Genomic DNA, 5,777 nt, shown 5'->3' with positions numbered 1-5,777 from the left:
TCATTTTATTTTAAATTGAAGTCTGTTTTTCACGAAAATGTTTATCTTTAGCAGAAATTTAGCCGTTCGCTGGCTTCGCTTCTGCGTCAAGCCGCAAAACGTTGGTGGCAACACTATGACGATAGCAACGCAGAAAAAAAACCACAAAAAAAATAGAAAAAAAAAAGTGTTTTGCTTTCGCAAAACACTTTTTTTTGTTTTTCTTTAATTGAAAGAAAAACTTCTAAAATCGTTTAAAAAAACTATTTTTGTCAAAACTGAGAAATTAATTAAAATGAAAAATTGGAGTTTAGAAGATAACGTTAATGATTGGGTAAAATCAGAATTTGCAAGAATTAAACAAACTAAATATACTGTAGAATCTGCAATGTCTGATTATCTCAAAAATGCTATTCAACAAGGTGTACTTATTAAACGCATCGAACTCGAAGAAGCAGGAGAAACCGAAAAAGGTAAATCTTGGAAACCCGATTTTCATTTAGAAACTTTTGATATACCAGTTTTAATCGAAAACAAATTAGGTGCGAGTAAATTATCTTCAACCAATGGCGATAAAATCAAAAACGATATAAAATCTGTTAAAAACTTTGCTGTAAACGGAGCTATCCATTATGCACAATGTGCAATAATGAGCAAAAAATACAAAGAAGCTATTGCAATCGGAATTTCAGGCGACAATCCTACTAATGTAACTATACAAGTATATTACGTTTTTGGTGCAACCGATGAAACCTATAAATTAGTAGAAACCTACACAACTTTAGACTTTTTAGAATCTAAAAAATCATTTGCCGAATTTTACAAAGTGGCAAATCTGACAGAAGACGAGAAACATAAAATCCTTATTGACTCGCAAGCCAAACTACAAGAACACGCCAAAAAGCTAAACAAGTTAATGAACAACCACGCCATTACTGCTCCTCAACGTGTGTTGTATATTTCGGGTATGCTTTTGGCAATGCAAGAAATTATAATTGATAAAGATGTTGAAAAAGGTTTAGTTCCAGAAGACTTAAAAGGAATCAATCTTGACAATAAACGTGATGGCGACATCATTGTTACACAAATTGAAAACTATCTAAAATTAAAAGAAATTCCGCAAGACAAACTACATCTTATGATGTCGTCTTTCAAGGAAATCAACAAAGATAACGACCGAGATACAAAAACAGATTTAGACGCAATCGTTGGCGATTTATTGCCAGAAGTTTCAAGCGTCAACAAACAAATATTTACCTACGTTCACAAATATATCTTTCAGTCTATCGATGCTATGAGCGGACATATCGATATTATGGGCGAAATGTATTCCGAGTTTTTAAAATATGCTTTAGGCGACGGAAAAGAAATTGGTATTGTCTTAACTCCTCCTTATGTTACTAAAATGATGACACAAATTTTAGAAGTTGACGAAAACTCTAAAGTGATGGATTTAGCAACAGGCTCGGCAGGTTTCCTAATTTCATCAATGGAATTAATGATAGATTGTGCCGAACAAAAATATGGCAAGAATACAACCAAAGCCATCGAGAAAATAAAAGAAATCAAAAAAAATCAATTACTTGGGGTTGAACTTAATGCCGAAATGTTTACACTCGCATCTACAAATATGATTTTGCGTGGCGATGGTTCGAGTAACATCCGTAAAGGTTCATCATTCAACGAACCATTAAAATTGTACCAAGAATTTCAAGCAGATAAACTATTACTAAACCCACCATTTAGTTTCAAAGAAAACGGTATGCCGTTTATCCTTTTTGGTTTGGCTCAAATGCAAATTGGCGGCAAAGCCGCAATTATCATTCAAGATTCAGCAGGAAACGGTCGTGGCGTGGCAAGTTGCAAAGCTATTTTAGCACAAAACCAATTAGTAGCAAGTATCAAAATGCCTATTGATTTATTCCAACCAATGGCAGGTGTACAAACTTCTATTTATGTAATCGAACACACAGGCAAACCACACGATTATAAAAAACAAGTAAAATTTATCGACTTCCGCAACGATGGTTACAAACGTACCAAACGTGGCATTATCGAACTCGACAACCCAGTACAACGCTATAACGACATTATCGAAATTTATAAAAATGGTTTAACAGCCAATGTTTCAGATACATTATGGAATTTGAAACAAACTGTCGAAATGAGCGTGATAACCAATGCAGGTAACGATTGGAATTACGACCAATACCAAAAAATAGATACAAAACCAACCTTACAAGATTTCAAAAAAACCGTTGGCGATTACCTTGCTTGGGAAGTTTCTAACATACTAAAACAACAAAACGAAAACGAAACCTTGGGAAAGTAGATGCCCTACTCAACGAAAAATTACAAAAAGTGGAGTGGGGAGATTTTAAAATTGAAGATGTTTTAGATTGGCAACCTCAAAAAGAGATTGATCCTTTAAAACTGAAAGAACTAACAGACGAAACTGAAATGATATATCCATTTTATGGTCAAGCAACCACAAACAACGGAATCATTTCATACAATCAACTTACAAAAACAGTTTTAAACAACGAAAAAGGAAAACCAACAATTCTTATTCATTCTAATAATCAAAATATTATTTATTTAGAAACACCTTTTTATTTAAAAGACGGACACGGTGCAACAAGCGTTTTGCAATCCGAAAAATTAAATAAAACAAATCAAATGTTTATAATTGGTGCAATAGAAAGAGTAATAAAAACAAAATATTCTTATAACAACAAAGCAACTAAAATAGAATTAAAAAATTCAATAATTAATTTACCAATTAAAAATGGAAAAATAGATTATGAATTTATGGAAAGCTTTATAGCTGAGCTGGAAGCTCAGCGTATAGCTGAGCTGGAAGCTCAGCGTATAGCTGAGCTGGAAGCTTTTTTATTAGCTTCTGGTCTAAAGGATTACTACTTAACAAAAGAAGAACAAAAAGTTTTAGAAGATTTTGAAAACGGAAAACTCAATTGGAAAGAGTTTAATATTGGAAATCTATTTGACATCGAATCATATAAAAAACGATTTGATGCTAATAAAGTTATTATTTCAGAAACTGGAAAACCCTATGTCGTAAGAACAAGTTTAAATAATGGAATTCGTGGTTTTATAAACGAAGATGAAGAATATTTAAACGATGGAAATACAATTTCTTTCGGTCAAGATACAGCCACAATGTTTTATCAAGAGCAACCTTATTTTACAGGAGATAAAATTAAAATTGTAAAATCTAAAGATAAAAAGTTCAACAAATTAAATGCACAATTTTTTATTGCAACAATGACAAAATCATTTAGTTCATTTTCTTGGGGTAGTTCAAGTTACAATATTAAAATTATAGGAAATCAACAAATTCAACTTCCTATCCACAACAACAAACCAAATTACGAAATAATGGAAACCTTTATTACTGCCATTCAAAAATTGGTAATCAAAGATGTTGTTTTATATGCCGACAGAAAAATAGAAACAACAAAAAATGTTGTAAGCAAATAATAAATAAATAGCTAACCTTTCGGTTAGCTATTTATTTTAGTATCAATTGTGTAAGAAAAAACAATTTTTATTATTTTTGGTTAAGTATTAATTCAAAACCAAAAAAATTATGGCATCTACTTCCGAAACAGGTCACGCAAAGAATGTAGCAAACTTTCAAGATTTAATTGAGTTCGTTACAGGGTATGGAGCAACCTATAACCCATCAAAAAACAGTTTAAAACTGCCACAACTTATTTCATTAAAAGCATCTGCCGAAGGTAATTTAGCAGACGTAATTTCAAAAAACACAAATTACAACAACAAAGTAAATGAACGCATAACCGCTTTCAGCGGTTTAAAGTCATTTTCTACTCGTTTAGTCAATGCTTTGCAAACTACCGATGCAACACCCGAAACAATCGGCAACGCTAAAACGTTTAACCGCAAAATGCAAGGTAAAAAAGCATCGTCAGCACAAACACCAACCGACCCAAACACACCAGCACCAACAACAATTTCAACAAGTCAGCAATCTTACGACCAACTTATTCAGCATTTATCAGGTTTAACTTCGGTTTTAGAAGCAGAAACAAGCTACACACCAAACGAAACCGATTTACAAGTAGCAACTATACAAGCTAAAATTGCCGACTTGTCAGCGAAGAATACAGCCGTTGCAACTGCATATACAAGCATCAGCAATTCAAGAATTGCAAGAAACGAAACATTATATACTTCTACTACATCATTAGTAGAAACCGCTTTAGAAGTTAAAAAGTACGTTAAGTCAGTTTTTGGTGCAACAAGTCCGCAATATGCACAAGTAAAAAGTATAGAGTTTTCAAAACCTCGATTATAAAGCAACAACATTAAAAAAGAGAAAAAAAAGAATAAAACTTATTGCTCACGCAATAAGTTTTATTCTTTTATGTTTTTGGTTTATTGCTACCCATTTTAGAAAACCCACTACCCTATTTAGAAATATACCAACCAGCTTATAGAATATCTTAAACAAGTTCAGAACTATGTCATAATACTTTAGAAAACTAATAACCCAAATTAGATATATGTCATAAACCTTTAAATTTATGTCATACAAGTTTAGATATATGTCATACAGTTTTAGATTTAGAGCATACAGTTTTAGAAATATAGCAACCTACTTTAGAAATCTTTTAACCTCGTTGAAATAGAAATTTTGTGGTGGAAAGAAGTGCAGCCACCAACAGCCGTTTTGCGCTATTGTGGGGTTCGGTTTTTTTTCCGAAACTTAATTTTTTAAATCAATAATTTGTCTATATTTGTGATGTTCGTCGCTGAAATCCCACAACAGACGCAAAGCGGCGGGACGTTAGTGGCTATTTTGCCTGAAATGACGCAAAAATGAAAGTAAACACACCTAAAATATTATTTGAAAATAACGTAAAAATATATGTTTTGCCGAAAGACAAAATAATCTTTGAAAGCGAACTCGAAAAGCAAAGTATTGAATATTATTGCGATATTGAAAATCAACCAATGTTTGAAAGTGGAATTAGATACTTCATAAAAAATGATGACAGAATTAAAATAGACAAAATTTTGACCGAAAATAAGATTATCGCAAATACTGAAACAATTCTGACATCTGATTACCGAGATGAAAAAAAAGCAATGAAATTGTATCTGAAAGTTGGCGGAATTATTTTCGGAATAATGATTTTAATAATAATTGTGGAAAAATTAATTAAATGAAAAACTTAAAAAAAGCATATTTAATAATTCTAATAGTTTTTATAAATCTATTTATTTCTTGTGATTGTTTACAAAATGGAAGCGGAATAATTGTAGACGAAGAAACTAAAAAACCAATAAATAACGTAGAAATCAAAGAAGTTGGAAAAGATTTTATTCAACATTCTGATGAAAATGGCTATTTCGAAATTCATCATATTTCAGGAGGTTTGTTTAGTTGTTCTGATATTACAATAATTGTTTCCAAAAAAGAATATATTTCAGACACAATCGAAATTAAAAACGGAGAAGATAAACTTATAAAATTATTTAAACTAAAATAAAAAACAGCCACTAACACAGGTTTTACGCTATTGCTAGGCTTGGGCTTTTTTGGATACTTGGTCTCTTATTTTTTTTTCTTCTAATCATGTTTTTTCTTTCAAAGTTTTCGTTATATTTGTTAACGCCAGTCTTAAAATTACGCAACAGACGTAAAGCCTGGAAACGTTGTGTGCCATACTTCCGACGAAATTCAGAAGTCAAACATTTTAGTTTGAACAACCATTTGAATTTTAAGACTTGACGAAATGTCCACTTTT

6 protein-coding genes are annotated in these 5,777 nt (G+C 31.6%); 5 read left to right on the top strand and 1 reads right to left on the bottom strand.

All coding sequences use genetic code 11. The annotated features are described in order from the left end of the window. Positions 1–274: 274 nt before the first annotated feature. The 5 genes from Q361_RS12970 to Q361_RS12950 all read left to right on the top strand — a co-directional run bounded on the left by Q361_RS12970 (position 275) and on the right by Q361_RS12950 (position 5,519). Entirely contained in the window at positions 275–2,311 is a 2,037-nt protein-coding gene (locus Q361_RS12970) for an HsdM family class I SAM-dependent methyltransferase (protein WP_028123653.1), read from the top strand. Positions 2,312–2,340: 29 nt separating this feature from the next. Then, positions 2,341–3,480 (top strand): restriction endonuclease subunit S, encoded by a 1,140-nt coding sequence (locus tag Q361_RS12965; protein WP_211290389.1) that lies wholly within the window; start codon positions 2,341–2,343, stop codon positions 3,478–3,480. Between the two features lie 109 nt (positions 3,481–3,589). Continuing rightward, a complete protein-coding gene (locus Q361_RS12960; RefSeq protein WP_028123655.1) occupies positions 3,590–4,321 on the top strand; it encodes a hypothetical protein in 732 nt (243 codons plus the stop codon). A gap of 524 nt (positions 4,322–4,845) precedes the next feature. Then, positions 4,846–5,196 carry a hypothetical protein gene (locus Q361_RS12955; RefSeq protein WP_103727156.1) on the top strand — a complete coding sequence of 117 codons (351 nt, stop codon included), beginning with the start codon at positions 4,846–4,848 and terminating at the stop codon, positions 5,194–5,196. Continuing rightward, positions 5,193–5,519 (top strand): peptidase associated/transthyretin-like domain-containing protein, encoded by a 327-nt coding sequence (locus Q361_RS12950; protein WP_103727155.1) that lies wholly within the window; start codon positions 5,193–5,195, stop codon positions 5,517–5,519. The genes Q361_RS12955 and Q361_RS12950 overlap by 4 nt, the downstream gene beginning before the upstream one ends. A gap of 22 nt (positions 5,520–5,541) precedes the next feature. Here the strand turns inward: Q361_RS12950 and Q361_RS13855 are convergent. Beyond that, positions 5,542–5,777 (bottom strand): hypothetical protein (locus Q361_RS13855; protein ID WP_211290388.1); only part of this gene is annotated, 236 nt, incomplete at its 5' end.

Source organism: Flavobacterium croceum DSM 17960 (assembly GCF_002917885.1).
In the GTDB taxonomy this organism is placed as follows: Bacteria; Bacteroidota; Bacteroidia; order Flavobacteriales; family Flavobacteriaceae; genus Flavobacterium; species Flavobacterium croceum.
Note: the sequence above shows the minus strand (reverse complement) of the source record. Positions and strands in the feature narration are given on the sequence as shown.

Excerpts from the sequence above, each read along its gene's own strand:
- Q361_RS12955 (WP_103727156.1), top strand. The coding sequence starts at position 4,846 with ATGAAAGTAAACACACCTAAAATATTATTTGAAAATAACGTAAAAATA.
- Q361_RS12950 (WP_103727155.1), top strand. The coding sequence starts at position 5,193 with ATGAAAAACTTAAAAAAAGCATATTTAATAATTCTAATAGTTTTTATA.
- Q361_RS12970 (WP_028123653.1), top strand. The coding sequence starts at position 275 with ATGAAAAATTGGAGTTTAGAAGATAACGTTAATGATTGGGTAAAATCA.
- Q361_RS12960 (WP_028123655.1), top strand. The coding sequence starts at position 3,590 with ATGGCATCTACTTCCGAAACAGGTCACGCAAAGAATGTAGCAAACTTT.